Origin of the sequence: Bradyrhizobium sp. Bra64 (assembly GCF_024519875.1) — a bacterium.
Lineage (GTDB): Bacteria > Pseudomonadota > Alphaproteobacteria > Rhizobiales > Xanthobacteraceae > Bradyrhizobium > Bradyrhizobium japonicum_G.
Genome location: NZ_JALJRD010000006.1, coordinates 37,837 through 64,235, shown reverse-complemented (window position 1 = coordinate 64,235; position 26,399 = coordinate 37,837). Strand labels below are relative to the sequence as shown.

Sequence of the window (26,399 nt, the reverse complement as noted above, 5' to 3'; positions counted from 1 at the left end):
CCTGCTTGGACGAAGCCGCCTAGCGCCGTGTGCTTCTTTGCTCCTTCCGGATCCCCGACCGCTCCACCACCTTGCGCCAGCGCTCGGTCTCCGCGGTCAGCATGCCCCGAATGCGTCGGCGTTGCCGTGCGGCTGAATCCGCGCGATGGCGGCGACCGGCGCGATGCCCTTGGCGAAATCATACGGCAGCGCCGGGTCGAACGAGGCGTTGATCGCGTTCGCGCCACGCGTCCGAATGACTGGATTTGCTGTCGCAAGAAACAAGCCGGGCCGCACGGCGATCCCCTCGGCTTGGTAAAGGATCACTAGAGTTAATCGCGCACTAACCGCGCTTTACCTTGTCTCTTAACACCTGGGCAGGGCGTGCGAGCTAAGCTGCCGGAACCAGCAGACACGTTCCGAAAGAATGAACGGCATGACCACCGGCATCATCGAGCAACCGAGAGCCGCGCGCGCACCGTCGGCTTCAAAAATCTGGCTGAAGGCCATCGAGCTCACCGCGCGGATCGAGGCGCTGCCGGGCCGGCTGTTCGCCGACGTCGTCGACGACTGGGCGCAGCGCCAACCCGCCCGCATCGCGCTGATCACCGATGACGCAAGCCTCGACTATGAGGGGCTCTCGAAACGCATCAACCGCTATGCGCGCTGGGCGCGCTCGGTCGGCGTGGCCAAGGGCGACACGGTCGCGCTCATCATGCCGAACGGCATCGACTATGTCGCCGCCTGGCTCGGCATCAGCCGCGCCGGCGGCGTGGTCGCGCTGCTCAATACAAAGCTTGTCGGGCCATCGCTCGCGCATTGCATCGACGTTGCAAAGCCATCGCATATCATCGTCGCGCATGAGCTGACGGCGATGCTTGACAGCGCGTCGCCGCACCTGAAGACGGAAGCAAAGGTCTGGACCCATGGCGACGCCCGCAGCGAACGCGCGGTCGATGTCGCGCTTGCCGCCCTCGACGACGGTCCGCTCTCGCCGGACGAGCACGGCGACGTCACCATCAACGATCGCGCCCTGCTGATTTACACGTCCGGGACCACCGGCCTGCCGAAAGCGGCCAGCATCAGCCATCGCCGCATCCTCAACTGGGGCTTTTGGTTCGCCGGCCTCACCGGCGCGAGCCCGCAGGATCGGCTCTACGACTGCTTGCCGTTGTTCCATTCGGTTGGCGGCATCGTCGCGCCATGCAGCGTGCTCGCTGCCGGCGGTTCTGTGGCGATCGCGGAAAAATTCTCGGCCTCGAATTTCTGGCCGGACATCGTGCGCCACGATTGCACGCTATTCCAGTATATCGGCGAGCTCTGCCGCTACCTGCTGAAGGCGCCGCCGTCCGAATACGAGAACCGTCACCGCCTGCGGCTCGCCTGCGGCAACGGCCTGCGCGGCGACATCTGGGAGGACTTTCAGGCCCGTTTCGCCATTCCCCGCATCCTCGAATTCTATGCCGCGACGGAAGGCAATTTTTCGCTGTTCAACGTCGAGGGCCAGCCGGGGGCAATCGGCCGCATCCCGCCGCTGCTAGCCCATCGCTTCCCCGCCAGCCTCGTCAGGCTCGACCCCGACAGCGGCGCGCCGCTGCGCAATGAAGATGGACTTTGCATTGCCTGCGCACGCGGCGAGGCCGGCGAAGCGATCGGCCGCATCGGCACGGCGGACCAGGGCGGCGGCCGCTTCGAGGGCTACACCGACGCGAGCGAGACCGAGAAGAAGATTTTGCGCGATGTCTTCGCCAAGGGCGATGCCTGGTTCCGCACCGGCGACCTGATGCGGCTCGACGACAAGGGCTTCTTCCACTTCGTCGACCGCATCGGAGATACCTTCCGTTGGAAGGGCGAGAACGTCGCGGCCTCGGAGGTCAACGATGCCGTGCGCGATTTTACCGGCGTGATCGATGCGACCACTTACGGCGTCATCATCCCCGGCAACGACGGCCGCGCCGGCATGAGCGCGATCGTGGTGAACGAGGGTTTTCACGTGGAAGCGCTGCCTGCGCATCTCGCGCAGCGCCTGCCGGCCTATGCTCGGCCCCTCTTCCTTCGCATCTCGCGCGAGCTCGATGCGACCGAGACCTTCAAGCAGAAGAAGACCGAGCTCGCGCGAGAGGGCTTTGATCCGTGCGCGATCCGCGATCCGCTGTTCATGCTGGACCCGAAGGCCGGCGCCTATGCCGCGCTCGATCTGGAGGCGTATTCGAAGCTCGTCGACGGCTCGATCAGGCTCTAGCCATGCGAAAATCCGGAGATAGGTCCAATTTTATCTGAATTGTCCAAGAAGCCATTTACTTCTGTCGGGTAAACAAAGGGCCATGGGAGGCGGTCATCAGGAGCCGCCGTCTGAACGACGAAGAATGAACAAGAACAGAGCAGCGAGCCAGCCATGTCGGTAAGGTCTAAGGTCATTGAAGCGATCCAGCAGATCGCCAAGGAGCAGCACGTCACGCTGCCCGCACTCTCGGACGATCTGTCCCTGCACGAGACGGGCTTCGACTCGCTCGCCTTCGCCATTTTGGTAGCGCGTCTCGAGGACGAGACCGGCGTCGACCCCTTCACCATCTCCGAGGACGCAGCGTTCCCCGCCACCGTGGGCGATTTCGTGCGGGCCTACGAAAATGTCCCCGCGTGAGATCTTTGCGCTCCGCGACCATCTCGGCGCGGAGCTGACGGGCCGCACGCTGTCGGACGCGCACGATGTCGCGTCGCTGACGGATATCCTGTCGCAGACGGTCCTGGGCGGACGGCTGCGCGAACTGTCCGGCCGCGCGGTCCTGTTGAAACTGTCCGACCAGCTCCGGTCCGGCCTTGCCATGATCGAGCTCGACGGCGTTGCCCGTCGCATGCTGCTGTGCCCGCCAGATCTCAACCCGGCATATCTCGACGCGCTGATCGCGGATGCCGGAATCGATGCCGTCGTCACCGACGAGCCGGATCGCTGGGCCGAGACCGGCGTGACGCTGGTCGTCACCGCGCAGCTGCCGCTTGAGGCCACCGCGCCGGCCAGAACCGAACGCGCGACCGAATGGCTGATGCTCACCTCGGGCACCTCGGGCGTACCGAAAATCGTCGGTCATACGCTGGAGGCACTCACGGGCGCCATCGTCGCCGAAGGCCCCGCGCGCGGACCCGCGCCGGTGTGGGCGACGTTCTACGACATTCGCCGCTATGGCGGCCTGCAGATATTCCTCCGTGCCGTCCTCTCCGGCGGCTCCATGGTGCTGTCCGATCCGGATGAGGCGCTGGCCGATCACGTCGCGCGGCTGAACGCGCGTGGGGTCTCCCACATCTCCGGCACGCCCTCGCACTGGCGCAAGCTGTTGATGAGCGGCTCGGCCGCAAAGTTCGCGCCGCGTTACGTCCGTCTCTCGGGCGAGATTGCCGATCAGGCAGTGCTCGACGGCCTGAAGGCCGCGTTCCCCAATTCGTCCGTCGGCCACGCCTACGCCTCGACAGAGGCCGGCGTCGGCTTTGCCGTCAATGACGGGCTCGAGGGTTTTCCGGCTGACTATCTCGGCAACCGCAATGGCGTCGAGATGAAGGTCGTCGACGGTTCGCTGCGCATCCGCTCGACGCGCACGGCGCACGCCTATATCGGCCGCAACGCCGCCGCGCTGACCGATGACGACGGCTTTGTCGACAGCGGCGATATCGTCGAATTGCGCGGCGACCGCTACTATTTCGTCGGCCGTCGCGGCGGCATCATCAATATCGGCGGACTGAAGGTTCACCCCGAAGAGATCGAGGCGGTGATCAACCGCCATGCCGACGTACGGATGTCGCGGGCGAAATCGCGCAAGAGCCCGATCACCGGCGGTATCGTCGTCGCCGACGTGATCCTCGCCGACGGCACCGATCCGGCGCGTGCGAAAGAGATCCGCGACCAGATCCTGGATCAGTGTCGCGCGCAGCTCGCATCTCACAAGGTGCCGGCGGTGATCCGCTTCGTCGAGGCGCTCGACGTCACTCCGGCCGGCAAACTGGCGCGCACCGATGCATAATGTCCTTGTCACCGGAGGCAGCCGCGGTATCGGCCTTGCGATCGGCACGCGGCTGGTGGATGCCGGCTATAACGTCATCGCAGCCGCGCGGCGCGAGAGCGATGAGCTCAAGGCGGCGATCGCGGGGTCGGAAGGGCGTCTGCATTTCCGCGCCTGCGATCTCGCGGTGATCGACGCGATCCCGGCGTTTGCAAAAATGGTGCGCGACGAGTTCGGCCCGATCTATGGCCTCGTCAACAATGCCGGCCTGGGCACCGAAGGCCTGCTCGCGACCATGCACAATTCCGAGATCGAGGCGCTGGTCCAGCTCAACGTGCTGTCGCCGATCATCCTCACCAAATATGTCGCGCGGCAGATGATGGCCGATGGTGCCGGCCGCATCATCAACATCTCCTCGATCATCGCCACCACCGGCTATAACGGGCTGTCCGTTTACGGCGCGACCAAGGCCGCCGCCACCGGATTCACCCGCTCGCTCGCGCGCGAGGTCGGAAAGCTCGGCATCACCGTGAACGCGATCGCGCCCGGCTTCATCGACACCGAGCTCACCCACAACCTCTCCGACGAGAGCCGCAAGCGCATCGCCGGGCGCAGCGCGCTGCGCCGCCTGCCGGAGACGGATGACGTCGCGCGCATGGTGGAATATCTGCTCGGCGAGGGCGGCCGCAACGTGACCGGCACCGTCTTTACGATTGACGCCGGGAATACGGCGTAAACGGAACTCCGCCGCCATCATTACGTTGATCCGGAACAATGACATCCAGCCGGATGTGGTCGTAAGATGCGTCGCAATCGATTGGGTTACGTCAATCGATCTGCCCCAATCGACAGGGAGCAGTCCATGGCCATCCCAAACATGACCGCTTCAAACGAGGGCCGGACGGAGCATGCCAGCACGAAGCCGGATGATGACGTCCACTGCCCGCCGATGACGCATCAGAATTCCGGTACTCACGGCCATGAAATGTATCCGCAGCAATTCGTGCGGCTGGTCGGTTGCCACGACGCGTCTCTGGACGCCCTGCGCAAGCGTCAGGACGCGAAGGTGCATTAGCGCGTACCGCCGCTCACGTCCGATGCTTCGGCAAATCGATCCGTTCGTGTGAGAATTCCGGCGGCCCCTCGGTGAGGCGACGGATGCGGCGCTCGCGTTCGTCCTCCGGCAATGCGGGATCGAGCAGCCCCTCGATCTCGTGCACCGCGATCTCTTCGATCTTGGCGTCCGATGCGATCGGGGGCGTTGAGGCAAGTCCCGGGGACGCGATCTTCAGCCCCAATTCGACCAGCTTGCGGATCGCCTCCGAGCGCGACAGGCTCTGGGCTTCAGCCCAGGCATCGACGGCAGCGGTCAGCCTCTCCGGCATCTTCACCGCACTGATCGGATCAAGCCCCGTGCGCCGGCGCACGGAAGTGGTGGGGTCCTTGCTGCCGAAGTCGGGCACTTCGATCATCCCGTGCAACGCCTGAAGATGAGCCCAGCATATCCGCACCCGGCGGCCGGCTTTTTGATGCCGATCAATGCTCCGCTGCGGCATTGCAGCGCGGCGCGGTCTTGTTGTCCGGGCTCATTTCGGCCAATGATTGAAAAGGGGAACGCCAGCCGGCGAACCCGGATCGATCCTGCTCCGTATCTCCCTCGGAAGCGCACCAAACGTCCGGCAATCACCCGATGACACCAGCCGCCCCCTTCTACGGCAGCATTCCCGTCTTCCGCGGCTTCACCAGCCTGATGGAGCCCGCACTCTATGCGCCGCTGCCGGACGATTGGAGCATCGGCGTCGCCGACATCGTCGATTCCACCAAGGCGATCGCCGCGCAGCGCTACAAGGCCGTGAACATGGCCGGCGCAGCCGTGATTGCAGCGGTGACGAATGCGCTGGAGGGCCGGGAATTCCCCTTCGTGTTCGGCGGCGACGGCGCGAGCTTTGCGGTCGCGCCTTCCGATCTCGATGCTGCCCGCGAGGCTCTGGCCGCGACCGCAACCTGGGTGCGGGAGGATCTCGATCTTGAGATGCGCGTTGGATTGGTGCCGGTGAGCGCGATCCGCGCGCAAGGTCTCGACGTTCGCGTCGCGCGCTTTGGGCCGTCGGCTAATTTGTCCTATGCGATGTTCTCTGGCGGTGGGCTTGCCTGGGCCGACGCCGCGATGAAGCGCGGCGAGTTTGCGGTCGCGGAGGCGCCCGACGGCACGCAGCCCGATCTCTCCGGACTGTCCTGCCGTTTCGAGGTGATGCCGGCCTCGCGCGGACTGATCCTGTCCGTGCTGGTGATGCCGACGCCCGGTGCCGATCCGCAGGCTTTCCGCAAGGTGATCGAGGACATCATCCACCTCGTCGAGCGCAGCCCGGATGGCGGCCGTCCGGTGCCATCTCAGGGGCCGCCGCTGACATGGCCTCCGCAGGGGCTGGAATATGAAGCACGCACCAAGCGTGGCGGTCCGCTGGTCGCACGTCGCGCCCGCGTGCTGGCCTACACGCTGTTCGTCTATCTGATCATGCGTTTCGACCTCAACGTCGGCGGCTTCGTGCCTGATGTCTACAAGCGGCAGGTGGTCGAGAACTCGGATTTCCGCAAATATGACGACGGCCTGCGCATGATCCTCGACTGCACCCCGCAGCTCGAACGCGCGCTGAGCGACCGTCTCGCGGCGGCGGCACGCGACGGCATCGTGCGTTACGGCCTCCACCAACAGGACGCCGCGATGATGACCTGCTTCACGCCGTCGGCGCTGCGCAGCGACCACGTCCACTTCATCGACGGCGCGAGAGGTGGCTACGCCTCGGCGGCGACGGCGTTGAAGGCGATGGCGGCGGGCGCGAGCTAGCGCCCCGCACGCGTCCAGGTCTCGCCGCCGCAGAGCGCGCCGACGCAGCCTTCCACCCGCAATGCGTCCGTGCCGGTGACGGTGACACTGCTCGCATAGGTGCTGCCGTCATCGGCATTGTAGATCTGGCCGGACCATTTGTTCGGGCCTGAAGGCTGCATGCCAATGAACAGCGGCAGTCCGATCATCGGGCGCCTGGCGAGTTCGGGATTGGGATTCTTGCTGTCGGTCGCTGGCTGGCCGGTCGCGGTGTCGTGGGGCTCGCGCAGCCAGACGATGTTGCCGCAGACGCCGCCGCCGCATTTGCCGATCTTGACGCGGGCATCACCGGCCTGGGTCAGCCAGGTCCCGTCGACGCTCTGCGCCTGCGCGGCAGTCGTGCCAAGCAGCGCAGCCAGGATGACAATGAGAGCAGCGAATCTGGAAGTCATGGAGGGGGCCCCGAATTGGAGGCGCCTCCATAGCAGCCCGGCAGGATAGTGCAACGCTGGATGGAATCACATTCCTGCGCCTATTTGCCTGCGCTTATCTACCTGCGCTCATTTGCCCCAGCGGACGAAGGCGACCGAGGCTGCGGTCGAGAGCCCGAACACGACCATGGCGCCGCCGACCAGGGCGAACAATGTCCAGGCCGGCGCCTGCGCCATCATCAGGCCGACGCCACCGATCGCGACGATCAGAAGCCGCGCGGTGGAGGCCAGAACCGGACCGCCGACGCGCGCCGCACCTTGCGAGGAAAAATACAGCGACACACCCATGCCGAAGAACACGAAGGCCGGCCCGGCCCAGTGGAAATAGCTGTGCGCCGCGGCGGTGACGCCGGGATCTCCGGTGAAGAGCGCCACCCACAATGCGGGATCGAGCGCAATGACGAGGCCGATCAGGCCGACGGTGATCCCGGAGGCTGCCGCCGCGGTCCAGGCCACGCGCCGCGCGCGCTTCACTTGTCCGGCGCCCATCGCCATGCCGACCATCGGCACCGAGGCGATGCCGAAGGCGAAGGTGATCGGTATCAGCAAAAATTCCAGCCGCGAGCCGATGCCGTAGCCGGCCAGCATTTCGGTGCCGAAGGTCGCCAGGATCTTCGTGAAGATCAAAATGGTGAGCACGGTCTGGAGCGGCGACAGGCAGGCGACCGCGCCGACCTTGAGGATGTCCAGGAACATGGCGCGCTCGAAATGAAAGGCGCGGACCCTCAGCGGCAGCCGGCTGCGGCCGGACAAGAGATACCAGAGGAAAAAGAGCGCGGCGCAGGTGAACGCAATCAACTGGCCGGCGGCGACGCCGGGCATGCCGAATTGCGGCACGCCGAACAGGCCGAGCCCCAGCGTGCCGCCGAGCGAAATCTGGAGCACGCTCATCCCGATCAAAATCATCGAAGGCAGGCGCATGTCGCCGGTGCCGCGGATCACCGAGGCCAGCGTGTTGACGAGCCAGATCGCCACCGCGCCGGAGAACAGCATCTGCGAATAGCCGCTGGCTTCCTCGAGCACGCGCTCGCGTCCGCCGAGCAACGTGAAGAACGAGCGACCGAAGGCGAGCATCATCACCGTGAAGAAAAGCCCGCCGCAAATGCCGATGATGGCGGCGTGCAGCGCCAGCGACGCGGCGCGGTCGCGATCCCCGGCGCCGAGCGCACGGCTGATCGCCGACGAGACGCCGCCGCCCATCGCGCCCGCGCTCATCATCTGCGTCAGCATCGCGAATGGGAACACCAGCGCGATCGCCGCGAGCGGGATGGTGCCGAGCCGCCCGATATAGGAGGTCTCGGCAATCGCAACCAGCGTGCTGCCGACCATCGCGATCATGTTGGGGATCGCGAGCCGCAGCAGCGTCGGCAGGATCGGCGCGGTCAGCAGGCTGGCGATGGGGGAGGCGACCGGGGCAGGCGGCACGGCGTCTATCGAGGCGTCGATCGTCATGTCTCACCGGGCGGAACATTGGATGATGATCGACATATTACAGGGTTGGCTTGCCTCCGCCAGCCTTGCTTCACGCAGGGCTCACCAGGGCAGGCCGCAGAGGTCGATGGTGCCCAGCGTCGGCGCACGGACGATGTTGAAGACATAGGGCGTCATGGCGTCGAACCGGATTCGTCCCTCCGGCTGTTCGCAATAGACCTCGCCCTTGAAGGGCAGCCAGCTTCGGGCCTGGTAGAACGCAAAATTGTGCGGCTCGCAGAACAGCAGTGCGAAGCGCGCCGCTTCGTTGGCGCGGATGGTGTGCACCGCCGCATCGATCGCCATGGTCGCATATCCGCGGCTACGCCGGTCCTCGCGCGTGCACACCCCGCCGATGCCGCCGATATGCACATTCTGTCCGTTCCAGGTGACGGTGCGGAAGTAGATGCCGACATGGCAGACGAGACCGTCCTCGGGCGTCTCGATCAGCACGCGCAAATCGGCATTGGCCCATTTGACGTGCGCCCATGGCAGCTTCTCGACCATTTGCGGTCCGAACACCGCCTGATGCAGCGGCTCTGCGATCGGCCAGGAGGCATCGCCGTTCAAAATGTCGATCTCGATGCTCATTGCTCTTTCTTTCGCATCTCCGCGTGGTGCGTTCGTTCTGCCATAAGCGCCTCAAAGGCAATGACATTTTTCGGCTTGGTTGAAGCGGCCCCTCACACTTGCGACGATTTTATGCAATCGGGCCATACCGCCGCATCACCCGTTTTTGCAATTTGGCGGTATTTAACGGCCGAGGAACCTTCTATAAGGGGTGACCGTTAAGCCTCGTTCCCCATCAGTCGCGGACAACAACCCATGACCTTTACGCTGCCCCCACTCCCTTACGCCTATGACGGCCTCGGCCAGTTCATGTCGAAGGAGACGCTCGAATTCCACCACGACAAGCATCATCAGGCCTACGTCACCAACGGCAACAACGCGCTCAAGGGCACCGAATGGGAAGGCAAGTCCCTTGAGGAGATCGTCAAGGGCTCGTTCGGCAAGAACCCCGCGGTGTTCAACAATGCCGGCCAGCACTACAACCACATCCACTTCTGGAGCTGGATGAAGCCCAATGGCGGCGGCACCAAGCTGCCCGGCAAGCTCGAGAAGAAGATCAACGAGGACCTCGGCGGCTTCGAGAAGTTCAAGACCGACTTCCAGGCGGCCGGCGTCGGCCAGTTCGGCTCCGGCTGGTGCTGGCTCCAGGTCAAGAACGGCAAGCTCGAGATCGCCAAGACTCCGAACGGCGAGAATCCGCTGGTGCACGGCGCCACTCCGATCCTCGGCTGCGACGTCTGGGAGCACTCCTACTACATCGACTATCGCAACCGCCGTCCCGACTATCTCAAGGCTTTCGTCGAGAACCTCGTGAACTGGGAATACGTCGAATCCCTGTTCGACAAGGCCTGAGGGCTCACACATTCCAGGTTCGGCTTTGCCGCTCCGGAAGTGACGAATTGAAAAGGCGGTCGCATGCGCGGCCGCCTTTTTGCTGTGCGGAATTCGTCCGCACCTCGCATGGCCCTGCGCCGGGCGCGCAACGCTCCCGCCACCGTATTGTTTGCATCGTGCAGGGCCCGCCCTTAATCAGGACGGGCATCACCCTCGAGCCGACCGAGCCCGTTGTCAGATTCTTCCCCGAAAGACCCGGCGCCTGCCGAGGACGTGGAGTCCGAGCCGCGGCCGGGACGCGTGCGCAAGCCGATCGGCTGGTCGACCATCATCATCGCGGTCCTGGTGGCGGTCAGCGCGGATCTGGTCTGGCGGCGTGACGGTTCTGGCGGTGTTCTCGACATTCTCACCCACGACCTGTCGCTGTTCGGCGGCATCCTGCCGCGCGTTCTGGCCGGTTGTCTGCTCGGCGCGTTCATCTCCGAGATCCTGCCGCACGAAAAAGTCTCGCGCTCGCTCGGGCCGAAATCGGGCCTGAAGGGCCTGCTGATCGGCACCGCCTTCGGTGCGATCCTGCCGGGCGGACCGTTCACCGCTTATCCCGTCGCGAGCGCGCTGCTGGCGGTCGGCGCCGATTTCGGCGCCACCATCGCCATGGTCGTGAGCTGGACCCTGATCGGCTATGGCCGGGCGGTGGCCTGGGAAATTCCGATCATGGGCACCGATTTCACGCTGTGGCGCATCGTCATCTCGCTGCCGCTGCCGGTGCTCGCAGGCGCGCTCGGACGCTTCGTCTATGTCCGGCTCTATCCGAGGCCGGCCACGAAGGACGACGAGATTTGAGCGCGGCGCTTCTCATCGACATCCTGCTCTGGGGCTCGGTCTTCGGCGTCGGCCTGATCGCCTTCCGCCGCGGCCCTCCGGTGTTCAAGGCCTCGCTGCGCGAGGGCTCCATGGATTTCATCAACATCGTGCCGCGGATCGCGCTCGGGGTGATCGGCTCCGGCTATATCGCCGCCATCATCCCGCAGGAGGTGATCACCGGCTGGCTCGGCCCGGACAGCGGCTGGCTCGGGGTCGCGACCGCCGTGGTTGCCGGGGCCGCCACGCCCGGGGGCCCGGTGATCGGCTTCTCCATCGGCACGGTGGCGCTCAAATCGGGCGGCGGGGTGCCGCAGGTGGTCGCCTATGTCGTTGCCTGGGCGCTGTTCGCCTTCCAGCGCGTGATCCTGTGGGAAATCCCGTTCATGCCGGCCCGTTTCGTCTGGTTCCGCTGCGCAGTGTCGGTGCCGTTCCCGTTCCTGGCGGCCGCCATCGCGATGGTGATCGGCAAACCCTGAGGGAGCGTGGACAGGGGTAATGTTATAATATAACGTACCGACATGGTTCCCGCCGCGTCCCACGCTCACGACCACTCCCACGCCCATTCCCACGGGCACGACCACACGCACGCTCACGTCCATGATGCAGCAGTGCCGCATCCGGCTCAGGCGGCGCCCTGGTCGATCCTGCGCATGACCATGGCCGCACGCCTCGCCGCGGCGCTTGCCGCCTCCGCCGTGCTCTGGGGCGTGGTCTTCCTGGCGATGAGGTGACCATGGCGGCCGTCCACTTTCACAATGTCACGCTCGGTTACGACCGGCATCCGGCCGTGCATCATCTCAACGGCGTGGTCGCGCCGGGCGCGCTGGTCGCCGTGGTCGGCCCGAACGGCGCCGGCAAGTCGACGCTGCTGCGCGGCATCGTCGGCATCCTTAGGCCACTCGACGGAAGCATCCATCTCGGCGGGCTCGACTCCCGCGATGTCGCCTATCTGCCGCAGAGCGCGGAGATCGACCGCAGCTTTCCGATCTCGGTATTCGATTTCGTCGCCACGGGGCTGTGGCGTGCGACCGGCCTGTTCGGCGGCATCGGCAAGTCCGCGCGTGACAAGATCCTGCACGCGATCGCTTCCGTCGGCCTCAACGGCTTCGAGAACCGCCCGATCGGCACGCTCTCCGGCGGGCAGATGCAGCGCGTGCTGTTCGCGCGCGTCCTGCTCCAGGACGCGAGCCTGATCGTGCTCGACGAGCCCTTCAACGCCATCGACAGCAAGACCACGATCGACCTGCTCGCGCTGGTGAAGCAATGGCACGGCGAAGGCCGCACCGTGCTGGCAGCGCTGCACGACATGGAGATGGTGCGCAATCATTTCAGCGAGACGTTGGTGCTGGCGCGCGGGCCGGTGGCATGGGGCCCGACGGCGGAAGTGCTGACGCCGGAAAATTTGATGGTCGCGATGCGGATGTGCGAGGCCTTCGACGACAGCGCTGAGGCCTGCGCGGCTGACGATGGCCGCTCGCGGGCGGCTTGAAATCCGATGATCTATGACGCGCTGATCGGTCCGTTCACCGAATTCGAGTTCATGCGGCGCGCGCTTGCCGCCGTCATAGCGCTGTCGCTGGCGGGCGCGCCGATCGGCGTGTGCCTGATGCTGCGGCGGATGAGCCTCGTCGGCGATGCCATGGCGCATGCGATCCTGCCCGGCGCCGCTGTCGGCTTCCTGCTCTCCGGCCTGAATCTGTTCGCGATGACGGCTGGCGGCCTGATCGCCGGCTTTGCAGTCGCGATCCTCGCGGGCCTCGTCGCGCGCTCGACCGGGTTGAAGGAGGACGCCTCGCTGGCGACGTTCTATCTGGCCTCGCTGGCGCTGGGCGTCACCATCGTCTCGATCAAGGGCACCAATATCGACCTGCTGCATGTGCTGTTCGGCAATATCCTGGCGATGGACGACCAGACGCTGCTGGTCGTCGCCTTCAACGCCACGATCACGCTGCTGGTGCTCGCCGTGATCTACCGCCCCCTGGTCATCGAGAGCGTCGATCCGCTGTTCCTGCGCACCGTCAGCCGCGCCGGGGGACCTGCGCATCTCGCATTCCTCGCGCTGGTCGTGATCAACCTCGTCAACGGCTTTCAGGCGCTCGGCACCTTGCTGGCGGTCGGCCTGATGATCCTGCCGGCCGGCATCGCCCGGTTCTGGTCGCGCGACCTCACCGCGATGATCTGCATCGCAGTCGTTGCCGCCGCGGTCTCGGGCTATGCCGGTCTCGTGCTGTCGTTCCAGACCCGGGTGCCGTCGGGCCCTGCGATCATTCTCGTGGCGAGCGTGCTCTACATCGTCTCCGTTCTCTTCGGTCGCGTCGGCGGTATCCTCCGGCAGCTGTTTCCCGGCCGGCATCTGGAAGCGTGACGGCGATGCGGCCCATCCTGCTTTGCGTGCTCCTGCTGATCGCCTCGCCGCTGCGCGCTGCGGAACGGCTCAACGTCGTCGCCAGTTTCTCGATCCTCGCCGATTTCGTCCGCAATGTCGGGGGCGACCGCATCAATCTGACGACGCTGGTCGGCACCGACAGCGACGTCCATGTCTACACGCCCGCTCCAAGCGATGCGAAGCGGATCGCAGACGCAAAGCTCGTCATCGTCAACGGGCTCGGCCTCGAGGGCTGGCTGCCGCGTCTCGTGCAGTCGTCGGGAGCCAAGGCGCAGGTGGTCACCGCGAGCGCCGGCATCGCGCCGCTCAAGCTCGGCTCGGCCGCAGACCCGCATGCCTGGCAGTCCGTGCCCAACGCCAAGGTCTACGTGACGGACATCGCCAGCGCGCTGGCCGCGGCCGATCCGGACGACGCGGAGTTCTTCCGCGCGAAGGCCAAGGCCTATCTGGAAAAGCTCGAAACGCTGGACCGCGAGGTCCGCGAGGCGGTGGCGAAAATCCCCCCGGAGCGGCGCAAGGTGATCTCCACCCATGATGCCTTCGGCTATTTCGCCGCCGAATACGGCGTCCAGTTCATCGCGCCACTCGGCGTCTCCACGGAAACCGAGCCCAGCGCGCGGGATATCGCCGGCATCATCGGCCAGATCAAGGCCCAAAAAATCCCGGCCGTTTTCCTGGAAAATATCAGCGACGACCGGTTGATCCGGCGGATCGCGGCGGAGACCGGTTCAAAAGTCGGCGGGACCCTCATTTCGGACGGTTTAACGGCCGAAAAGGGGCTTGCACCCACTTACATTGATATGGTCAGGCACAATATAAAGGCCCTGACCAGCGCGCTTGACCACTAGGGCAGGGGCCACCCCGCCTCGCGTCGCGCGAAACGCCCGAAGTCCGGAGTGATTATGTCTGAAGCGACCTCCCAGAAAATTCCCGTGACCGTCCTGACCGGCTATCTCGGCGCCGGCAAGACCACGCTTTTGAACCGCATCCTGTCCGAAAACCACGGCAAGAAATACGCCGTCATCGTCAACGAATTCGGCGAGATCGGCATCGACAACGACCTCATCATCGGTGCCGATGAGGAAGTGTTCGAGATGAACAACGGCTGCATCTGCTGCACCGTGCGCGGTGACCTCGTGCGCATCATGGACGGGTTGATGAAGCGCAAGGGCAAGTTCGACGCCATCATCGTCGAGACCACCGGCCTTGCCGATCCGGCGCCCGTGGCCCAGACCTTCTTCGTCGACGAGGACGTGCAGAAGAACGCGCGCCTCGATGCGGTGGTGACGGTCGCGGATGCTAAATGGCTCTCCGACCGGCTCAAGGACGCGCCCGAGGCCAAGAACCAGATCGCGTTCGCCGACGTCATCGTGCTGAACAAGACCGATCTCGTCACCAAGGGAGAGCTTGCCGAGGTGGAGGCCCGCATCCGCGCCATCAATCCCTATGCGAAGCTGCATCGTACCGAGCGCTGCTCGGTGGCTCTGGCTGACGTACTCGATCGCGGCGCCTTCGATCTCGACCGCATCCTCGACATCGAGCCGGACTTCCTGAATGCCGACGATCATGACCACGACCATGATCATCATCACCACGGTCACGACCATCATCATGATCACGGCCACGGCCTGAAGCACTATCACGACGAGGACATGCAGTCGCTGTCGCTCAAGACCGACAAGCCGCTCGACCCGAACGTGTTCATGCCCTGGCTCCAGAATCTGGTGCAGGTCGAGGGCGGCAAGATCCTGCGCTCCAAGGGCATCCTCGCCTTCCACGACGATGACGACCGCTATGTCTTCCAGGGCGTCCACATGATGCTGGAGGGCAACCACCAGCGGAAATGGAAGGACGGCGAGGCGCGCGAGAGCCGCCTCGTCTTTATCGGCCGCGAATTGCCGGAAGAGCTCATTCGCGCGGGCTTCGAGAGCTGCATCGTCTCGTGATGAAAGAGTTTACGCCCGCTTCCGACTCCGCCTCGATCGTCTCCGTCACCGACCGTGTCAAGCCGGTTGCGCTCGGCATGGGTGTGACCTCGGCCCATTTCCTCGGCGACCGCGCTGCCTTCGTCGGCGGCGAGGAAAACGTTGCGTTGGTCGACAGCAAGGGCGAGATCACCACTGTTGTCGTGCATAGCGGCGGCATCCTCTCGACCGCGAGCGACGGCAAGCGCCTCGTCATGGGCGGCGACGACGGCAAGGTCGTGTCGCTCGACGCCAAGGGCGAGGTGACGCTGCTCGCCACCGACCCGAAGCGGCGCTGGATCGACGCGGTGGCACTGCATTCGGATGGCGCCTACGCCTGGTCGGCCGGCAAGACCGCGACCGTCAAGAGCGGCAAGAGCGAGGAAAAATCGATCGAGGTGCCCTCGACTGTCGGTGGGCTTGCGTTTGCGCCGAAGGGCTTGCGGCTCGCGATCGCGCATTACAACGGCGCCACGCTGTGGTTTCCCAACATGGAAGGATCGGCCGAATTCCTGCCCTGGGCCGGCTCCCATCTCGGCGTCACCTTCAGCCCGGACAACAAATTCCTGGTCACCACGATGCACGAGTCGGCGCTGCACGGCTGGCGGCTCGCCGACAACAGGCATATGCGGATGACCGGCTATCCCGGCCGGGTACGCTCGATGTCCTGGAGCGCGGGCGGCAAGGCGCTGGCAACCTCGGGCGCCGACACCGTGATCCTGTGGCCGTTCGCCAGCAAGGACGGCCCGATGGGCAAGGAGCCCGCGATGCTGGCGCCGCTGCAAGCGCGCGTGTCGGTGGTCGCGTGTCATCCGAAGAACGACATTTTCGCCGCCGGCTACAGCGACGGCACCGTGCTGATGGTGCGGCTGGAGGACGGCGCCGAGATCCTGGTCCGCCCAAACGGCACGCCACCCGTGGCTGCGCTCGCCTGGAACGCCAAGGGCACGCTGCTGGCCTTTGCCGATGAAAATGGCGACGGCGGTCTGCTCGAGCTTTAATCTGTCATCGTTCTGACCGTATAGGGGACCATGCGGTTTCTGACGACGTTCCAGCTTGCTGACTTCGCCGACACGCTGGTCAGCCTGTTCACGGCCTTCGTGCTGGGCACGCTGATCGGCGCCGAACGGCAGTACCGGCAGCGCACCGCAGGCCTGCGCACCAACGTGCTGGTCGCGGTCGGCGCTGCCGCCTTCGTCGATCTCGCCATGCATCTGACCGGCTCCGACGGCGCGGTGCGGGTGATCTCCTATGTCGTCTCCGGCATCGGCTTTCTCGGCGCCGGCGTCATCATGAAGCAGGGCATGGACGTGCGCGGGCTCAACACCGCGGCGACGCTGTGGGCCTCGGCAGCGGTCGGCTCCTGCGCGGGAGCCGACATGGTCGCGCAGGCGGCCGCACTCACCGTGTTCGTCATCGCCGGCAACACCATGCTGCGCCCGCTGGTCAACGCCATCAATCGCATTCCGCTGAACGAGAAGGCCTCCGAGGCGACCTACTACTTCAAGCTCGCGGTCGCGACCGACGCGCTCCCCGACATGCGCGACCGCCTCGTCGAGAAGCTCGAAGGGGCAAAGTATCCGGTGGCCGATATCGAGGTGGTCGAGATTGGCGAGGACGTCCTGGAGATCGTTGCAAAGCTGGTCGCGACCGCGGTTGATCCGAACGAGCTGAACGCGGTGGCGACCGATCTCCAGCACCTGCCGGGCGTGCGCCACGCCACCTGGGAAGTCAGCACCTCGGACTGAGCGCGGCGTTTTGGCGCGCGAAGGCGCGGTTCCCGCTTCGGCGGCTACGGAACCGCGGGCCGGCGACTTCGTTGATCTCGCAGACATAGGCGGTGATCGACATGACCGGCAATGACAAGCGCAGACTGAAACTCGACTTCATGATTGCCTGCTCGCTGTTTGCGGCCGGCGTGGTGATATCGGGGGTATCGATCGCGCAAATCCGCGCTGAAGGTCGCATGGAGCTGGCGCAGGCAACCCAGCCGCTCCAGGGCACGCCGTCCGAGGATCAGAACAAGCCCGCGGAAGCCAAGCCCGGCGGCGACCGGCCGACCACGCCGGCGCCCGAGCCCGCGCGCCCCGATCCGCAGACGCAAGGGGCTGCCGGCGCGGTCAAACCAGCATTGCCCCCTGCACCTGCCGAGAAGATCGCTCCACCGATCAAGGAGAAGTAGGCGGTCACTGCACGCTCGCAGTCGGAACGCGTCGCGTCCCTCAGCGCACCAATATGTTCCGGAACTGCCAGGGATCGCTCGTGTCGATGTCCTCCGGAAATAGTCCCGGACGATCCGTCAGCGGCGTCCAGTCGGTGTAGAAGCCCTTCACCGGGCCGAGATAAGGCAGCTGGATTTCCAGCAGGCGATCGAAATCCATCTCGTCGGCCTCGACGATGCCTTCGTTGGGGTTTTCCAGCGCCCACACCATGCCGCCGAGCACGGCGGAGGTCACTTGCAGGCCGGTGGCGTTCTGGTAGGGCGCGAGCTTGCGGGTCTCCTCGATGGAGAGCTGCGAGCCGTACCAGTAGGCATTGTTGTCGTGGCCGAACAGCAGCACGCCGAGTTCGTCGATGCCGTCGACGATTTCGTTCTCGTCGAGGATGTGGTGCTTCTCCTGCATCTTCGCGGCGCGGCCGAACATCTCATGCAGCGACAGCACGGCGTCGTCAGCCGGATGATAGGCATAGTGGCAGGTCGGCCGGTAGACCGCCGTGCCCGAGGCGTCGCGCACCGTGAAGTAATCGGCAATCGAGATCGACTCGTTGTGAGTGACGAGGAAGCCATACTGCGCGCCGCGGGTCGGGCACCAGGTGCGCACGCGCGTGTTGGCGCCGGGCTGCATCAGATAGATGGCGGCGCCGCAACCGGCTTCGTGGGTTCGCGCGTTCTCGGGCATCCATTTCTCATGGGTGCCCCAGCCGAGTTCGGACGGCTGCACACCTTCCGACAGGAAACCTTCCACCGACCAGGTGTTGACGAAGACGTCGGGCTCCTTCGGCTTCTTGGAGCGCTGGGTGTCACGTTCGGCGATGTGGATGCCCTTGATGCCGGCCTGCCGCATCAGATCCGCCCATTCGGCCTTGGTCTTGGGCTTGGGAGCGTTGAGCTTGAGGTCAGCGGCGACATTGAGCAGCGCCTGCTTGACGAAGAAGGAGACCATGCCGGGATTGGCGCCGCAGCAGGAGACGGCCGTCGTCGAACCCGCGGGGCGCGCGCGCTTGGCGGCCAGCGTCGCTTCGCGCAGGGCGTAATTGGAGCGCGCTTCCGGGCCCTTGGAGGCATCGAAATAGAAGCCGAGCCAGGGCTCGTTGACGGTGTCGATATAGAGCGCGCCGAGCTCGTTGCAGAGCTCCATGATGTCGGTCGAGCCGGTATCGACCGACAGATTGACGCAAAAGCCCTTGCCGCCACCTTCGGTGAGCAGCGGTGTCAGCAACTCGCGATAATTGTCTTTTGTCACGGCCTTCTGGATGAAGCGCACATTCTGCTTCTCGCAATGCGCCTTGCGGCCCTCGTCCTTGGGATCGATCACGGTGACGCGCGACTTGTCATAGTCGAGGTGCCGCTCGATCAGCGGCAGCGTGCCTTTGCCGATGGAGCCGAAGCCGACCATGACGATGGGACCGGTGATCTTCGCGTAGATCTGCGAGGCGGGGCTCATGGGATGGTTTCTCCGGAACGTGCTGGCAAACAATGGCGAGGGGATGGAACAGGCGCTGCGGCGCTTTAGACGCTGCGGCGCTTGGCGGTGACTTCGATCTCGACCTTCATCTCGGGCTTGGCGAGGGCGGAGACGACCAGCAACGTCGCGGCCGGCCTGATGTCGCCGAGAACCTCGCCGCAGACGGCGAAGTGGGCGTCGATGTAGCTCGCGTCGGTGACGTAGTAGGTCGCGCGGACGACATCGGCCATCTCGAATCCGCCCTCCTGCAGGGCGGCTGCGATGGTCTTGAAGCAGTTGCGTGACTGGCTCGTGACATCGGCCGGCATCGTCATCGTGGTGTAGTCATAGCCGGTGGTTCCGGCGACGAAGGCGAAATCGCCGTCGATCACGGCGCGGCTGTAGCCGACGGTCTTCTCGAGGGGGGAGCCGGTTGAGATCAGGCGACGGGACATGTTTTGGACCTCGACTGAAAGGGTGTTTCGCGGGGTTAAAGGGCGTTTCCGGGGCTCACGCAACCCCGAAAGAACGGGCGTCAGTCCAAGCGCAGCCAGCCGTTGCCGCTTTACGCGGCATCGGTCGTCGCCATCACGGCAATCCCTCAGGCCGCGTGCGCCTGGAGGGGACGAACCGACCTCCGTTTGGATAGCGGCGCGCCGGTCGGGATGATCATCCCCTCGGCGCCGTCGAGCGCGCCGCCGGTGAATTCGAGCGCGAGCAGACGGTCGCGTTCGAACGGGCCGGGCAGCGAGAGCTCAGCCGTCTTCTCGCCGGAGAAGCCAAAGCGGGCATAATAGGAGGCATCGCCGAGCAGGATCACGGCGGCATGCCCGCGCGCCCGGGCGGCGGCCAGCGCTTGTTGCATCAGCGCGGCGCCGATCCCGAACTCGCGGCAGGCAGGGTCCACCGCCAGTGGTCCGAGGACCAGAGCGGGCCTGCCTCCGGCGCTGACATGCCACAGCCGCACGGTTCCCACGAGCGTCCCCTCGCGCACGGCCGACAGGGCAAGGCCTGCGGCAGGCGCACGTCCGTCGCGCAGGCGCTGGCAGGTGCGGCCATGGCGGTTCTCGCCAAAGCAGGCATCCAGCAGCGCTTCACGGGCGGCAACGTCGGCAGCACGTTCCGCACGAATAGCGAACGGAGCGGCATTCGAGTTGAGGGCGATCTGTGGCTTCCGAAGAGTGGTCATGGCACGTCAGTCCCCGCTTGAAGCCGACGTGCGCGAAGCACGCCGGTCCAAGGCGTCGTCAGAAATCGAAATGTCAGGGAGGGAGCCGGCAAGCCGGCTCCCGGGTTCGTCAGGCCTCAGAAGGAGAGGCGGATCAGATGTGATAAGTCTTCAGCGGCGGGATGCCGTTGAACGCCACCGCCGAGTAGGTCGACGTATAGGCCCCGGTGCCTTCGATCAGCAGCTTGTCGCCGATCTCGAGCGTGACGGGGAGCGGATACGGGCTCTTCTCGTACAGCACGTCGGCGCTGTCGCAGGTGGGCCCGGCGAGCACGCACGGCGTCATGTCCGCGCCGTCATGCGGTGTGCGGATGGCATAGCGGATCGACTCGTCCATGGTCTCGGCGAGACCGCCGAACTTGCCGATGTCGAGGTAAACCCAGCGCACCTCGTCCTCGTCGCTCTTCTTCGAGATGAGCACGACCTCGGATTCGATGATGCCGGCGTTGCCCACCATGCCGCGGCCCGGCTCGATGATCGTTTCCGGAATCTGGTTGCCGAAGTGCTTGCGCAGCGCGCGGAAGATCGAGCGGCCGTAGGTGACTACCGGCGGCACGTCCTTCAGGTACTTGGTCGGGAAGCCGCCGCCCATGTTGACCATGGTCAGGTTGATGCCGCGCTCGGCGCAGTCGCGGAACACCTGCGAGGCCATCGCCAGCGCGCGGTCCCACGCCTTCACCTTGCGCTGCTGCGAGCCGACATGGAACGAGATGCCGCACGGCTCCAGGCCCAGGCGCTTGGCGACGTCGAGCACATCGACGGCCATCTCCGGGTCGCAGCCGAACTTGCGCGACAGCGGCCATTCGGCGCCGGCGCAGTCATAGAGGATGCGGCAGAACACCTTCGCGCCGGGAGCGGCGCGGGCGATCTTCTCGACTTCGGCGGTGCAGTCGACTGCGAACAGCCGAATGCCGAGCGCGAAGGCGCGCGCGATGTCGCGCTCCTTCTTGATCGTGTTGCCGAAGGAGATGCGGTCGGGCGTCGCACCCGCAGCCAGCGCCATCTCGATCTCGGCGACCGTCGCGGTGTCGAAGCAGGAGCCCATGGACGCCAGCAGCGCCAGCACTTCCGGCGCCGGGTTCGCCTTGACGGCATAGAACACGCGGCTGTCGGGCAGCGCCTTGGCGAAGGTCTGGTAATTGTCGCGCACGACTTCGAGGTCGACGACGAGGCACGGCTCGGTGTCGAGGCCCTCCTTGCGGCGGTTGCGCAGGAATTCCTGGATACGATCGGTCATAGCACTCTCCCAAACGGCCCAGCGACGGGGATCCGTTCAAAAAATGACGTCGGATAAGAGCGCTCCGGCCAGATCACGCGATGGAGGCGTGACGAGCCAAAGACTCACATCAGACTGTGCTGCCGTGGATTGGTTGGGAATGCTCCCGCCCGCACACCTGGCAATGAAGGACAAGCCTTTTCAGTAGCCCGCGCCGGCGTTGGACTGCCGGTAGAGACCAAAAAAGCCCGATCCGTCGTTGCTTTAAGTCGCGTCCCCCGTTGAGAGCGGGGTGCGCCGGTTCGCCTCCGGCTGCCAGTCACGGTTGCAAGAAGTGAAGTCACCTTCGACAAGGCATCTCTTGAGAGAGATGCTGGACGCTCCGGGTTTGCTTTCGTCGTCCGGCTATGAGCCTTCCGACTTCCGCACTTCCGAAGAGCCCCTCGGCTTCTTCACCCCTTGGCGGCTGTCCGGCCTCTTGTCCGGATACCTACCGACTGACACACGACCACAGGCACGTGCGAAATTGGGCAAGACCGCACATAAGGGTTTTGACTCTGGTTCGCAAGAATTTTTTTAGGCTGCGGACAGAATTGCCTAACATCTGCTTGCGCAGTGTTGCGCGAGCGACGCGGAAGATGAACGCGCGTTAAGTTTTCTGCGCGCGCATGTCTCTCGCGCGCGAGGAAGCGTCAGCGGCGCTTCGTGAAGGGCTCGACGCGCTGGGCTGCGCGGATGAAGGCGGTCATCACGAGCACGCCGAGCGCGAACAGCGCGGCCTGAAGGATGTGTGTGCCCTGATCGCCGAGCCCGAACAGGATCGCGAGCGCCCAGCCGCCGGCAAACGCCGCGCCGAACACCTCCGCGCCGATCAGGATGGCGGCGCTGATGACGGTGATGACGCTCGGCCAGACGATCTGACGGGAAGAGGAAGAAGGCGCGTTCATGAGCTCAGGGGTCCGTGGTCCATCGAGGGCCGCAATCTCCCCGAAAAGGCTGCCGGGAGCAAGGGCAAATGGCCCAAAAAAGCCCCATCGCGTGCTATAGCTGGCCGCAACAAATCAGGCTCAAAATCGGGACTTGCGATGTCAGAACCCCGCCAAACTACGGACGCCGAGACCAACCCGCTGCTGAAGGCCTGGGTGACGCCGTTTGCGACCCCGCCGTTCGACGAGATCGAGCCGGAGCACTTCCTTCCAGCCTTCGAGCAGGCCTTCGCCGATCACTCCGCCGAGATCGCGGCGATCGCCCACGACCCGGCCACGGCCGACTTCGCCAACACCATCACGGCGCTGGAGCGCTCGGGCAAGCTGCTGAGCAAGGTCGCGGCGGTCTTCTACGACCTCGTCTCGGCGCATTCCAATCCAACCATCCTGGAGATCGACAAGGAGGTCTCCTTGCGGATGGCGCGCCACTGGAATCCGATCATGATGAACGCCGTGCTGTTTGGCCGCATCGCCCAGCTTCACGAGAACCGCGCCAGCCTGGGGCTGGCGCCCGAGCAGCTCCGCCTCCTGGAGCGCACCTACACCCGCTTCCATCGCTCCGGTGCCGGCCTCTCCGAAGAGGCCAAGACGCGGATGGCCGGGATCAACGAGAGGCTCGCACAGCTCGGTACCAGCTTCAGCCACCACCTGCTCGGCGACGAGCAGGAATGGTTCATGGAGCTCGGCGAGGCCGACCGCCAGGGCCTGCCGGAGAGCTTCGTCGCCAGCGCCAAGGCTGCGGCAGACGAACGCGGCATGGCCGGCAAGGCCATCGTGACGCTGTCGCGCTCCTCGGTCGAGCAGTTCCTGAAGAGTTCGGCGAGGCGCGACCTGCGCGAGAAGGTCTACAAGGCCTTCACGGCGCGGGGCGACAACGGCAATGCCAACGACAACAACACGACCATCGTCGAGATCCTGAAGCTGCGCGAGGAGAGCGCCAATCTCCTGGGCTATCCGACCTACGCCGCCTACCGGCTCGAGGATTCCATGGCCAAGACGCCGGACGCGGTGCGGGGCCTGCTCGAGCGGGTCTGGAAGCCGGCGCGGGCGCGGGCGCTCGCCGACCGCGACGAGATGCAAACGCTGATCACGGCCGAGGGCGGCAATTTCAAGCTCGCCCCCTGGGACTGGCGCTTCTACGCCGAAAGGCTGCGCCTCCAGCGCGCCAATTTCGACGACGCCGCGATCAAGCCGTATCTTTCGCTCGACCACATGATCGCAGCCGCCTTCGACTGCGCCACGCGCCTGTTCGGCGTCACCTTCGAGGAGCGCACGGACGTGCCGGTCTGGCATCCGGACGTCCGGGTCTGGGAGATGAAGGGACGGGACGGCAAGCACAAGGCGCTATTCTATGGCGACTACTTCGCCCGGCCCTCGAAGCGCTCCGGAGCCTGGATGACCTCGCTGCGCGACCAGCAGAAGCTCGACGGCGACGTTGCGCCGCTGGTCCTCAACATCTGCAACTTCTCCAAGGGCGCGGGCGGGGAGCCCTCGCTGCTGTCGCCCGACGATGCCCGCACCCTGTTCCACGAGTTCGGCCACGGCCTGCACGGCATGCTCTCCAACGTGACCTATCCGTCGCTGTCGGGCACATCCGTGTTCACCGACTTCGTCGAGCTGCCCTCGCAGCTCTACGAGCACTGGCAGGAGCGGCCCGAGGTGCTGCAGCAATTCGCCCGCCACTACCAGACCGGCGAGCCCTTGCCGGACGACCTGCTGCAACGCTTCCTCGCCGCGCGAAAATTCAACCAGGGCTTTGCCACGGTCGAGTTCGTGTCCTCGGCGCTGGTCGATCTCGAATTCCACACCCAGCCGGCAGCAAGCGCGCAGGACGTCCGCGCCTTCGAGAAGAAGGAGCTGGAGAAGATTGGCATGCCCGAGGAAATCGCGCTCCGACACCGCCCCACGCAGTTCGGCCACATCTTCACCGGCGATCATTATGCCGCCGGCTATTACAGCTACATGTGGTCCGAGGTGATGGACGCCGACGCCTTCGGCGCGTTCGAGGAGGCCGGCAACATCTTCGATCCCGCCGTGGCCAAGCGCCTGCACGACGACATCTACTCGAGCGGCGGATCGGTCGATCCGGAAGTCGCCTATGAGGCCTTCCGCGGCCGCCCGCCGGAGCCCGACGCGCTGCTCCGCCGCCGCGGCCTGCTCGACGCCCCGAAGGCGGCCTGATGGGTATGCGCGCCCTGTTCGGTCTGCTGCTCGCCGCCGGCCTCATGCTCGCATCGGGCGCGGCGCGCGCGCATCCGCATGTCTGGATCACCGCGACCAGCGAGCTGCTCTATGCCCAGGATGGCTCGATCACGGGCGTCCGCCACGCCTGGACATTTGACGACATGTTCTCGGCCTATGCGGTGCAGGGGCTCGAGGCCAAGAAGAAGGGGGCCTATACGCGCGAGGAGCTCGGGCCGCTGGCGCAGACCAACGTCGAGTCGTTGAAGGAATATGCCTACTTCACCTTCGCGCGAGCCGACGGCAAGAAGGAGCGATTCCAGGAGCCTGTCGACTACTTCCTCGACTACAAGGATACGGTCCTGACCCTGCACTTCACGCTGCCGCTGAAGAATCCGGTCAAGCCCAAGCAACTGGTGCTCGAAGTGTTCGACCGTTCCTACTTCATTGACTTCCAGATGGCCAAGGACAATCCGGTCAAGCTGGTCGGCGCGCCCACAGGCTGCCAGATGAAACTTGACCGTCCCAGCGACGGCACCGCGACCGCGCAGAAGCTCAACGAGCAGACCTTCATGGATGGCCCGAACGCCAATTTCGGCATGATGTTCGCCAACAAGATCACGGTGGATTGCCCTTGAAGCCGCATCTCTCGTCGCTCGCGCGCGGGCTCGTCGTCTGCGCCGGCGTTCTTCTCGTCGTGGCCGCGGCCGATGCCGCGCTTCACGATCTCCTGGCGCAAAATAATCCGTTCGGCGCCCCGCGCCCGGCGCAGGCGGCCGGGCCCGAGGCCAGCGGCCTCATCGGTTGGCTCTTGGCAAAACAGTCGGAATTCTACCGCCAGATGTCGGCGACCATCCGCGCTGCGAAGACCGACGGCTCTGCGGTGTGGACGCTGCTCTTCATCTCGTTCGCTTACGGCATCTTCCATGCAGCCGGTCCCGGCCATGGCAAGGCAGTGATCGCCTCCTATCTCGTCGCCAACCGCGAGACCGCCCGGCGCGGCATCGCGCTGTCGTTTGCCTCGGCGCTGATGCAGTCGCTGGTGGCGATCGTGATCGTCGGTATCTCGGCCTGGATCCTGAACGCCACCGCAAAAACCATGTGCAAGGCGGAGGGCGCGATCGAGATCGCGAGCTATGGCCTGATCGCGCTGTTCGGCCTGCGTCTGGTCTGGACCAAGGGCCGCACCTTCATTCGCGCGCTGCAGGCCGCCCAACCGGTACCCGCGATCGTCGGCGTGCCGCACGACCATGATCATCACCATCACCATGATGCGCATGATCATCATCACCACGATCACGCCCACGCCGATGCCCAGCATCGGCACGACCACGTCCATGACGAGCATTGCGGTCATTCCCACGGCCCCACGCCGAGCGAATTGGCCGGCCCCGGCGGCTGGCGGCGCGGGTTCGCCGCGATTCTCACCGTCGGCATCCGTCCGTGCTCGGGCGCGATCCTGGTGCTGGTGTTTGCGCTCGCCCAGGGCCTGTTCTGGGCCGGCATCGCCGCGACCCTGCTGATGGGGCTCGGCACCGCGATCACGGTCGCGGCCATTGCGGTGGTCGCCGTCTCCGCCAAGGACATCGCCGCCCGCCTGAGCGCCGGGCGCGACGGCGGCGGCGCGCTGTTCATGCGCGGCCTCGAATTCGGCGCCGCCGCCCTCGTGCTGCTGTTCGGCGCCGGCCTGTTGTTCGGCTATATCGCGGCCGAACGGACGACGTGTTTTTGAACCAGGTGTGCCTGCGTTCG

30 protein-coding genes are annotated in these 26,399 nt (G+C 65.3%); 20 read left to right on the top strand and 10 right to left on the bottom strand.

The annotated features are described in order from the left end of the window. Positions 1 to 96 precede the first annotated feature (96 nt). Positions 97 to 306, bottom strand: coding sequence for a hypothetical protein (locus NR187_RS19070; RefSeq protein ID WP_256807285.1), 210 nt, complete (start codon positions 304 to 306; stop codon positions 97 to 99). Positions 307 to 406: 100 nt separating this feature from the next. Here NR187_RS19070 and NR187_RS19065 point away from each other — a divergent pair, with 100 nt between their 5' ends. From NR187_RS19065 to NR187_RS19045, 5 genes are all read left to right on the top strand, one after another. Then, on the top strand, positions 407 to 2,221 hold the full coding sequence (locus NR187_RS19065; RefSeq protein WP_256807284.1) for a long-chain-acyl-CoA synthetase: 1,815 nt from the start codon (positions 407 to 409) through the stop codon (positions 2,219 to 2,221). A 153-nt stretch (positions 2,222 to 2,374) separates the two neighbouring features. Further along, positions 2,375 to 2,620 (top strand): acyl carrier protein, encoded by a 246-nt coding sequence (locus tag NR187_RS19060; RefSeq protein ID WP_015688794.1) that lies wholly within the window; start codon positions 2,375 to 2,377, stop codon positions 2,618 to 2,620. Beyond that, on the top strand, positions 2,607 to 3,989 hold the full coding sequence (locus NR187_RS19055) for a class I adenylate-forming enzyme family protein (RefSeq protein WP_211381284.1): 1,383 nt from the start codon (positions 2,607 to 2,609) through the stop codon (positions 3,987 to 3,989). Before NR187_RS19060 ends, NR187_RS19055 begins: the two co-directional genes overlap by 14 nt. Beyond that, entirely contained in the window at positions 3,982 to 4,704 is a 723-nt protein-coding gene (locus tag NR187_RS19050; RefSeq protein ID WP_211381285.1) for an SDR family NAD(P)-dependent oxidoreductase, read from the top strand. Before NR187_RS19055 ends, NR187_RS19050 begins: the two co-directional genes overlap by 8 nt. Positions 4,705 to 4,830: 126 nt before the next feature. Beyond that, positions 4,831 to 5,043 carry a hypothetical protein gene (locus NR187_RS19045; protein ID WP_211381286.1) on the top strand — a complete coding sequence of 71 codons (213 nt, stop codon included), beginning with the start codon at positions 4,831 to 4,833 and terminating at the stop codon, positions 5,041 to 5,043. Positions 5,044 to 5,056: 13 nt separating this feature from the next. On the opposite strand, the gene NR187_RS19040 is transcribed toward NR187_RS19045, so the two are convergent. Beyond that, positions 5,057 to 5,440, bottom strand: coding sequence for a hypothetical protein (locus tag NR187_RS19040; protein WP_211382384.1), 384 nt, complete (start codon positions 5,438 to 5,440; stop codon positions 5,057 to 5,059). Between the two features lie 218 nt (positions 5,441 to 5,658). On the opposite strand from NR187_RS19040, the gene NR187_RS19035 reads away from it, so the two are divergent. Then, positions 5,659 to 6,813: a DUF3095 domain-containing protein gene (locus NR187_RS19035; RefSeq protein ID WP_211381287.1), complete on the top strand. Its 1,155-nt coding sequence runs from the start codon at positions 5,659 to 5,661 to the stop codon at positions 6,811 to 6,813. Here NR187_RS19035 and NR187_RS19030 read toward each other — a convergent pair. The 3 genes from NR187_RS19030 to NR187_RS19020 all read right to left on the bottom strand — a co-directional run bounded on the left by NR187_RS19030 (position 6,810) and on the right by NR187_RS19020 (position 9,344). After that, on the bottom strand, positions 6,810 to 7,244 hold the full coding sequence (locus tag NR187_RS19030) for a DUF2147 domain-containing protein (RefSeq protein WP_211381288.1): 435 nt from the start codon (positions 7,242 to 7,244) through the stop codon (positions 6,810 to 6,812). The genes NR187_RS19035 and NR187_RS19030 overlap by 4 nt on opposite strands. Positions 7,245 to 7,352: 108 nt before the next feature. Then, the gene (locus tag NR187_RS19025) at positions 7,353 to 8,735 is read right to left on the bottom strand and encodes an MATE family efflux transporter (RefSeq protein WP_256807283.1); all 1,383 of its coding nucleotides are present in this window, start codon (positions 8,733 to 8,735) and stop codon (positions 7,353 to 7,355) included. An 81-nt stretch (positions 8,736 to 8,816) separates the two neighbouring features. Further along, positions 8,817 to 9,344, bottom strand: a complete 528-nt coding sequence (locus NR187_RS19020; protein ID WP_211381290.1) for a GNAT family N-acetyltransferase — start codon at positions 9,342 to 9,344, stop codon at positions 8,817 to 8,819. 234 nt (positions 9,345 to 9,578) lie between these two features. Between NR187_RS19020 and NR187_RS19015 the strand changes: the two genes are divergently transcribed. The 11 genes from NR187_RS19015 to NR187_RS18965 all read left to right on the top strand — a co-directional run bounded on the left by NR187_RS19015 (position 9,579) and on the right by NR187_RS18965 (position 17,553). Then, the gene (locus tag NR187_RS19015; protein WP_256807282.1) at positions 9,579 to 10,175 is read left to right on the top strand and encodes a superoxide dismutase; all 597 of its coding nucleotides are present in this window, start codon (positions 9,579 to 9,581) and stop codon (positions 10,173 to 10,175) included. Positions 10,176 to 10,388: 213 nt separating this feature from the next. Continuing rightward, positions 10,389 to 11,000: a permease gene (locus NR187_RS19010; RefSeq protein WP_256807281.1), complete on the top strand. Its 612-nt coding sequence runs from the start codon at positions 10,389 to 10,391 to the stop codon at positions 10,998 to 11,000. Next, a complete protein-coding gene (locus tag NR187_RS19005; RefSeq protein WP_211381293.1) occupies positions 10,997 to 11,497 on the top strand; it encodes a hypothetical protein in 501 nt (166 codons plus the stop codon). Before NR187_RS19010 ends, NR187_RS19005 begins: the two co-directional genes overlap by 4 nt. A gap of 42 nt (positions 11,498 to 11,539) precedes the next feature. Continuing rightward, positions 11,540 to 11,752: a hypothetical protein gene (locus tag NR187_RS19000; RefSeq protein ID WP_256807280.1), complete on the top strand. Its 213-nt coding sequence runs from the start codon at positions 11,540 to 11,542 to the stop codon at positions 11,750 to 11,752. Between the two features lie 2 nt (positions 11,753 to 11,754). Continuing rightward, positions 11,755 to 12,510 carry a metal ABC transporter ATP-binding protein gene (locus NR187_RS18995; protein ID WP_256807279.1) on the top strand — a complete coding sequence of 252 codons (756 nt, stop codon included), beginning with the start codon at positions 11,755 to 11,757 and terminating at the stop codon, positions 12,508 to 12,510. A 6-nt stretch (positions 12,511 to 12,516) separates the two neighbouring features. Beyond that, positions 12,517 to 13,386: a metal ABC transporter permease gene (locus NR187_RS18990; protein WP_256807278.1), complete on the top strand. Its 870-nt coding sequence runs from the start codon at positions 12,517 to 12,519 to the stop codon at positions 13,384 to 13,386. Between the two features lie 5 nt (positions 13,387 to 13,391). Next, positions 13,392 to 14,255, top strand: a complete 864-nt coding sequence (locus tag NR187_RS18985; protein ID WP_256807277.1) for a metal ABC transporter solute-binding protein, Zn/Mn family — start codon at positions 13,392 to 13,394, stop codon at positions 14,253 to 14,255. A 54-nt stretch (positions 14,256 to 14,309) separates the two neighbouring features. Continuing rightward, a complete protein-coding gene (locus NR187_RS18980; RefSeq protein WP_211381298.1) occupies positions 14,310 to 15,353 on the top strand; it encodes a GTP-binding protein in 1,044 nt (347 codons plus the stop codon). Continuing rightward, positions 15,353 to 16,372: a WD40 repeat domain-containing protein gene (locus tag NR187_RS18975; protein ID WP_256807276.1), complete on the top strand. Its 1,020-nt coding sequence runs from the start codon at positions 15,353 to 15,355 to the stop codon at positions 16,370 to 16,372. The genes NR187_RS18980 and NR187_RS18975 overlap by 1 nt, the downstream gene beginning before the upstream one ends. A 30-nt stretch (positions 16,373 to 16,402) precedes the next feature. Further along, positions 16,403 to 17,119 (top strand): MgtC/SapB family protein, encoded by a 717-nt coding sequence (locus NR187_RS18970; RefSeq protein ID WP_211381299.1) that lies wholly within the window; start codon positions 16,403 to 16,405, stop codon positions 17,117 to 17,119. A 101-nt stretch (positions 17,120 to 17,220) separates the two neighbouring features. Then, complete coding sequence (locus tag NR187_RS18965; RefSeq protein ID WP_211381300.1) at positions 17,221 to 17,553, top strand: hypothetical protein; 333 nt, start codon at positions 17,221 to 17,223, stop codon at positions 17,551 to 17,553. 40 nt (positions 17,554 to 17,593) lie between these two features. On the opposite strand, the gene NR187_RS18960 is transcribed toward NR187_RS18965, so the two are convergent. The 5 genes from NR187_RS18960 to NR187_RS18940 form a co-directional block, all read right to left on the bottom strand. After that, the gene (locus NR187_RS18960; protein WP_256807275.1) at positions 17,594 to 19,036 is read right to left on the bottom strand and encodes a homospermidine synthase; all 1,443 of its coding nucleotides are present in this window, start codon (positions 19,034 to 19,036) and stop codon (positions 17,594 to 17,596) included. A gap of 65 nt (positions 19,037 to 19,101) precedes the next feature. Continuing rightward, positions 19,102 to 19,491 (bottom strand): RidA family protein, encoded by a 390-nt coding sequence (locus NR187_RS18955; RefSeq protein WP_211381302.1) that lies wholly within the window; start codon positions 19,489 to 19,491, stop codon positions 19,102 to 19,104. Between the two features lie 146 nt (positions 19,492 to 19,637). Then, on the bottom strand, positions 19,638 to 20,225 hold the full coding sequence (locus tag NR187_RS18950; protein ID WP_256807273.1) for a GNAT family N-acetyltransferase: 588 nt from the start codon (positions 20,223 to 20,225) through the stop codon (positions 19,638 to 19,640). A 133-nt stretch (positions 20,226 to 20,358) separates the two neighbouring features. Then, positions 20,359 to 21,501 carry a type III PLP-dependent enzyme gene (locus NR187_RS18945; protein WP_211381304.1) on the bottom strand — a complete coding sequence of 381 codons (1,143 nt, stop codon included), beginning with the start codon at positions 21,499 to 21,501 and terminating at the stop codon, positions 20,359 to 20,361. A 671-nt stretch (positions 21,502 to 22,172) separates the two neighbouring features. Further along, positions 22,173 to 22,427 (bottom strand): hypothetical protein, encoded by a 255-nt coding sequence (locus NR187_RS18940; RefSeq protein ID WP_211381305.1) that lies wholly within the window; start codon positions 22,425 to 22,427, stop codon positions 22,173 to 22,175. A gap of 138 nt (positions 22,428 to 22,565) precedes the next feature. On the opposite strand from NR187_RS18940, the gene NR187_RS18935 reads away from it, so the two are divergent. From NR187_RS18935 to NR187_RS18925, 3 genes are read left to right on the top strand one after another with little or no spacing between them, the layout of a single operon-like run. Continuing rightward, positions 22,566 to 24,647 (top strand): M3 family metallopeptidase, encoded by a 2,082-nt coding sequence (locus tag NR187_RS18935; RefSeq protein ID WP_211381306.1) that lies wholly within the window; start codon positions 22,566 to 22,568, stop codon positions 24,645 to 24,647. Beyond that, a complete protein-coding gene (locus tag NR187_RS18930; protein WP_211381307.1) occupies positions 24,647 to 25,285 on the top strand; it encodes a DUF1007 family protein in 639 nt (212 codons plus the stop codon). Before NR187_RS18935 ends, NR187_RS18930 begins: the two co-directional genes overlap by 1 nt. Then, positions 25,282 to 26,379 (top strand): nickel/cobalt transporter, encoded by a 1,098-nt coding sequence (locus NR187_RS18925; protein WP_256807272.1) that lies wholly within the window; start codon positions 25,282 to 25,284, stop codon positions 26,377 to 26,379. Before NR187_RS18930 ends, NR187_RS18925 begins: the two co-directional genes overlap by 4 nt. Positions 26,380 to 26,399: the final 20 nt, after the last annotated feature.

Excerpts from the sequence above, each read along its gene's own strand:
- NR187_RS19025 (WP_256807283.1), bottom strand. The coding sequence starts at position 8,735 with ATGACGATCGACGCCTCGATAGACGCCGTGCCGCCTGCCCCGGTCGCC.
- NR187_RS19000 (WP_256807280.1), top strand. The coding sequence starts at position 11,540 with ATGGTTCCCGCCGCGTCCCACGCTCACGACCACTCCCACGCCCATTCC.
- NR187_RS18980 (WP_211381298.1), top strand. The coding sequence starts at position 14,310 with ATGTCTGAAGCGACCTCCCAGAAAATTCCCGTGACCGTCCTGACCGGC.
- NR187_RS18955 (WP_211381302.1), bottom strand. The coding sequence starts at position 19,491 with ATGTCCCGTCGCCTGATCTCAACCGGCTCCCCCCTCGAGAAGACCGTC.
- NR187_RS18950 (WP_256807273.1), bottom strand. The coding sequence starts at position 20,225 with ATGACCACTCTTCGGAAGCCACAGATCGCCCTCAACTCGAATGCCGCT.
- NR187_RS19060 (WP_015688794.1), top strand. The coding sequence starts at position 2,375 with ATGTCGGTAAGGTCTAAGGTCATTGAAGCGATCCAGCAGATCGCCAAG.
- NR187_RS18960 (WP_256807275.1), bottom strand. The coding sequence starts at position 19,036 with ATGAGCCCCGCCTCGCAGATCTACGCGAAGATCACCGGTCCCATCGTC.
- NR187_RS18965 (WP_211381300.1), top strand. The coding sequence starts at position 17,221 with ATGACCGGCAATGACAAGCGCAGACTGAAACTCGACTTCATGATTGCC.
- NR187_RS18990 (WP_256807278.1), top strand. The coding sequence starts at position 12,517 with ATGATCTATGACGCGCTGATCGGTCCGTTCACCGAATTCGAGTTCATG.
- NR187_RS19045 (WP_211381286.1), top strand. The coding sequence starts at position 4,831 with ATGGCCATCCCAAACATGACCGCTTCAAACGAGGGCCGGACGGAGCAT.
- NR187_RS18970 (WP_211381299.1), top strand. The coding sequence starts at position 16,403 with ATGCGGTTTCTGACGACGTTCCAGCTTGCTGACTTCGCCGACACGCTG.
- NR187_RS19065 (WP_256807284.1), top strand. The coding sequence starts at position 407 with ATGAACGGCATGACCACCGGCATCATCGAGCAACCGAGAGCCGCGCGC.
- NR187_RS19020 (WP_211381290.1), bottom strand. The coding sequence starts at position 9,344 with ATGAGCATCGAGATCGACATTTTGAACGGCGATGCCTCCTGGCCGATC.
- NR187_RS18940 (WP_211381305.1), bottom strand. The coding sequence starts at position 22,427 with ATGAACGCGCCTTCTTCCTCTTCCCGTCAGATCGTCTGGCCGAGCGTC.
- NR187_RS19040 (WP_211382384.1), bottom strand. The coding sequence starts at position 5,440 with ATGATCGAAGTGCCCGACTTCGGCAGCAAGGACCCCACCACTTCCGTG.
- NR187_RS19050 (WP_211381285.1), top strand. The coding sequence starts at position 3,982 with ATGCATAATGTCCTTGTCACCGGAGGCAGCCGCGGTATCGGCCTTGCG.
- NR187_RS19035 (WP_211381287.1), top strand. The coding sequence starts at position 5,659 with ATGACACCAGCCGCCCCCTTCTACGGCAGCATTCCCGTCTTCCGCGGC.
- NR187_RS19015 (WP_256807282.1), top strand. The coding sequence starts at position 9,579 with ATGACCTTTACGCTGCCCCCACTCCCTTACGCCTATGACGGCCTCGGC.
- NR187_RS18935 (WP_211381306.1), top strand. The coding sequence starts at position 22,566 with ATGTCAGAACCCCGCCAAACTACGGACGCCGAGACCAACCCGCTGCTG.
- NR187_RS18945 (WP_211381304.1), bottom strand. The coding sequence starts at position 21,501 with ATGACCGATCGTATCCAGGAATTCCTGCGCAACCGCCGCAAGGAGGGC.
- NR187_RS19030 (WP_211381288.1), bottom strand. The coding sequence starts at position 7,244 with ATGACTTCCAGATTCGCTGCTCTCATTGTCATCCTGGCTGCGCTGCTT.
- NR187_RS18975 (WP_256807276.1), top strand. The coding sequence starts at position 15,353 with ATGAAAGAGTTTACGCCCGCTTCCGACTCCGCCTCGATCGTCTCCGTC.
- NR187_RS18930 (WP_211381307.1), top strand. The coding sequence starts at position 24,647 with ATGGGTATGCGCGCCCTGTTCGGTCTGCTGCTCGCCGCCGGCCTCATG.
- NR187_RS19055 (WP_211381284.1), top strand. The coding sequence starts at position 2,607 with ATGTCCCCGCGTGAGATCTTTGCGCTCCGCGACCATCTCGGCGCGGAG.
- NR187_RS18995 (WP_256807279.1), top strand. The coding sequence starts at position 11,755 with ATGGCGGCCGTCCACTTTCACAATGTCACGCTCGGTTACGACCGGCAT.
- NR187_RS18985 (WP_256807277.1), top strand. The coding sequence starts at position 13,392 with ATGCGGCCCATCCTGCTTTGCGTGCTCCTGCTGATCGCCTCGCCGCTG.